The sequence below is a fragment of the Paenibacillus sp. DMB5 genome (assembly GCF_001517085.1).
Classification (GTDB): domain Bacteria; phylum Bacillota; class Bacilli; order Paenibacillales; family Paenibacillaceae; genus Paenibacillus_AQ.
In genome coordinates, this window is the sequence record NZ_LRAC01000101.1 from 1 (window position 1) to 3,494 (window position 3,494).

The window sequence follows — 3,494 nt, forward strand, 5'->3', positions numbered from 1 at the left end:
CCCCTTAGATTTCATCGGATAAACCAGGGGTTTATTCCAATGTCTATTCTAAGGGGTGCACTTCAGTGCTCTGTTGAGGGCTCTTTTATATATGAATAATCAGGCTTACTATAGCTTCGCGGCAAAATCAAAGCTGTGCGTCACGCGGTTTCTTCCGCCTTCTTTGGATGCATAGAGCGCGGTGTCGGCTTTGTGGAGCAGCGTTTTTTCCGAATCCCCGGCCGTACATGTAGCAATCCCGATGCTGACCGTAAGCCGTCCGGTATCCCAGACAGCAAGCTCAGCCTCCTGACGCAGGTTCTCAGCGACCAGCCTGGATTCATCAGCAGCCATATCAGGCAAAATCAGCACGAACTCCTCTCCGCCGTAACGGGCGGCCGTATCCTTTTCCCGCGAATGAAATCTCAGCAGGCTCCCCAGCTTCTCCAGCACATAATCACCCTTCTGATGCCCGAAGGTATCGTTGATCCGCTTGAAGTAGTCAATGTCTATCATCAGCAGTGAAAACGGCTCCCCTGTCTCCCGGAACAGCTCCAGCTGACTGCTCAACTTCTCTTCTAAATAACGCCTGTTCCTGAGTCCTGTAAGCTTGTCCGTCGTAGACCGCTCCACTAGAACGGCATTAAGCTCCATCAGCTCACTCTGCTTCTGCTGGATTTCGGTATGGATCTGGCCCAGTCTGGCCAGCGCCTGCTCTTTTTCCCAGTAAGCCTCTTCGATCTGTTTCTTCGCCGAACGCAGCTCCTGCTCGTAATCCATCCGTTTGCTCATCTGCACCAGCACGCAGTCTATCACCGCCACATCCTCAACCACCAGACTCCGCCCGTTCAGAATGTAGGGAACCGTCCCTCCGCTTACGTCCTTCAGGCTGATAAACAGCTCCTCTACATGACCATGCAGCTTGATATTCGGGTAGAAATAAGAATGGAAAACCAGCTGGTTCGCCTTGGACATAATCGATTCAATATGTTTATGCAGCAGCGCCTCCCGTGTGTATCCCATCAAGAAAAGGAAGGTATGGTTCATATCCGTAATGATGCCCTGATGTGTAATCGACAAATATCCGCACGGGGCGTATTCCAGCCGTTCATCCATTTTTAAATAACCTCACAATACTGCATAGTGTTCAAAATCTGTTTACAGATAGCCTTGAATCAGCGCAATGGTCTCCTCCGGATGGCTGATATGCGGATAATGTCCCTTGGCCTGCATCAGCCGCAGCTCGCTGTTCTTCAGGTGCTTATGCAGATATTCACCTACTTCAATAGGCACAATACTGTCATCCGAGCACTGCAGAATCAGCGTTGGCACTGCGGCTGCAGCCAGCGACCCGCGGTGGTCCGACAGAAACGTAACCTCGGCGAACTCCCGGGTAATCACCGGATCGGCTGAAATAAAGCTGCGCTGCAGATCCTGGGTCAGCTCCGGCAAATGCGGATTATTCATGGCAAGCGGTGCCATAAAGCTGGCCCAGCCGCTGAAATTCATTTCCATCATCTCCAGCAGCTCGGCAATATCGCTTTTCTCGAATCCGCCGTAGTAGTCCTCACCATCATTTAAATACCGGGGGGACGGGCCGATCATCACCATTTTGGCAAACAGCTCCGGCCGTTCAATGGAAGCCAGCATCCCAATCATGGAACTGACAGAATGTCCTATAAAAATAATATCGCTCAGCTGCAGCAGTCCGATAACATCCAGCAAATCCTGTACATATCCGCTGAAGTTTCCATACCGCTCAGTACTATATGCGCTTAAATCGGAATTTCCCGAGCCTACATAATCAAAGAGCACCAGCCGGTACTCCTGCTCAAAAGCCGGTGTTACAAACTGCCACATGCTCTGGTCACACCCGAAGCCGTGGGCAAACACAATGGTCCGCTCGCCCTCTCCGGTTACTTTCACTTTATTCCTGGCCCAAATCTCATTCATCCGCTGTAACTCCTTATTCTCCAAAATACTATCCCTCATTGTGAGGGCGGGCACCCTAAATGACAAGTAAATCGTTATGTCAATCCCCCTGATCGTTCCAGCTAAAATGTGGCATTAACGCAAACTTTTTTTGTCTCGTTCCGGCAAGCTCTGCTTATTGCCTACAGCTTTTGGGCGAAGGCGTTCAGCTTTTCGGACATCTGCTGGATTTCTTCAATGAAGGCCGATATCTGCTCCGAGGTTGCGGCCTGCTCCTGTACAATGGAAGCGATCCGCTCAATAGAGACGCCCATTTGTGACGTTGCCGTTTTGAAAGCCCCCAATGTATCCTGAATCGTCCTGGTGGAGCTGACCGTTTCATTCGACAGCTTGCGGATCTCCTGGGCCACGACTCCAAAGCCCCTGCCCTTATCCCCGGCATGGGCCGCTTCGATTGCGGCATTGATGCCCAAGAGATGCGTCTGGCTGGCAACATTATTGATAAGCATCACTACCTTATCCGTCTCGCTAACCTGCTCGCCGCTTCTTTGTGCAAGAGCAAGAAGCTGCTGGGTAGAGGCAGCAAGTTCACTCGCACCGTCCGCGACCTGCATCAGCCGGGTACTCGCCTGGGCAAGCGAGCCGGCAATCTGGTCCGATATGATCCGAAGCTCACGCTGGCGGCGCAGCTGCACGGCAATACCGCCGATAACCCGGCCCTCCCGGTCATGGATCGGGGTAGCCGTCCCGGTGAATTCGAAGCCGTAAAACTCGGCAGGCACATCAGCCCTAAGCGGCGTATTATTGCGGATGGCTGCGGTCAGCGGTTCCTCGGTATGAAGAAGCTGGCCCTCTTGGATATGCAAATTTATATTTTCTCCCGGCCAATAGGCAAGGAATTTCTCCAGGTCGCAGATCGCGATTGATAGATCGGCGGGGACGGCCGCCCTGATTACCGGCACCGCCGCCATGAGCTGCTCCAGCGATTCAACTTTGTACATGTTGTAGCCACCTTTTTCAGTAAATCGTATATGACAATCAAATATTTACATTCATAATAAAAGATTTATAAACTTATAAATTTTTAAATTTGCTGAATCAAAATAATCAAATTTTAAGCAATCATGATTTATATCGCTGGCGCCAGCCGTTATTCAAGCGTTAGGCGGCGTTTTGCAGCAAGATGGGAGCAACGGCTTAACTGTGCGGGCAGGTCACGGGGATTATTGCCTATGGCTGATGCCGGCCGCATGTTGCGGGCTGCGGGGTAGTGGCTCAATAGTGGGATTTATCCCCCTATTCCTGGCAAGCTGTAGGCTTTGCCGGCTCATTAAGGGGATTTTTCCCCTTAAAGTGTGCTTTCGGCCACACGGGCTGAAAGCAAAGGCATTTTTGCCTTTTATTTCACGCTTTTGGCCACACGAGGCGAAATCAGAAGTATTTTTGCCTTTCATTTCGCGCTTTTGGCCACTTAGGCTGTGAAATCAAAGGCATTTTTGCCCTTCATTTCGCTCATTTCGCCTCTTCCGCCGAAATCAGAGGCATTTTTGCCTTTCATTTCAAGTTTTTGGCCTACTGAGGCT

3 protein-coding genes are annotated in these 3,494 nt (G+C 50.9%); all 3 read right to left on the minus strand.

The genetic code is table 11. From position 1 onward, the window contains the following. Positions 1-108 precede the first annotated feature (108 nt). Complete coding sequence (locus AWJ19_RS11370; protein ID WP_068723800.1) at positions 109-1,095, minus strand: sensor domain-containing diguanylate cyclase; 987 nt, start codon at positions 1,093-1,095, stop codon at positions 109-111. Positions 1,096-1,137: 42 nt separating this feature from the next. Next, the gene (locus AWJ19_RS11375) at positions 1,138-1,932 is read right to left on the minus strand and encodes an alpha/beta hydrolase (protein WP_068723802.1); all 795 of its coding nucleotides are present in this window, start codon (positions 1,930-1,932) and stop codon (positions 1,138-1,140) included. Positions 1,933-2,093: 161 nt separating this feature from the next. Next, the gene (locus AWJ19_RS37260) at positions 2,094-2,912 is read right to left on the minus strand and encodes a methyl-accepting chemotaxis protein (protein ID WP_068723804.1); all 819 of its coding nucleotides are present in this window, start codon (positions 2,910-2,912) and stop codon (positions 2,094-2,096) included. Between the last annotated feature and the right edge of the window lie 582 nt (positions 2,913-3,494).

Coding starts and splice junctions, on each gene's coding strand:
- AWJ19_RS11370 (WP_068723800.1), bottom strand. CDS start 1,095: ATGGATGAACGGCTGGAATACGCCCCGTGCGGATATTTGTCGATTACA.
- AWJ19_RS11375 (WP_068723802.1), bottom strand. CDS start 1,932: ATGAATGAGATTTGGGCCAGGAATAAAGTGAAAGTAACCGGAGAGGGC.
- AWJ19_RS37260 (WP_068723804.1), bottom strand. CDS start 2,912: ATGTACAAAGTTGAATCGCTGGAGCAGCTCATGGCGGCGGTGCCGGTA.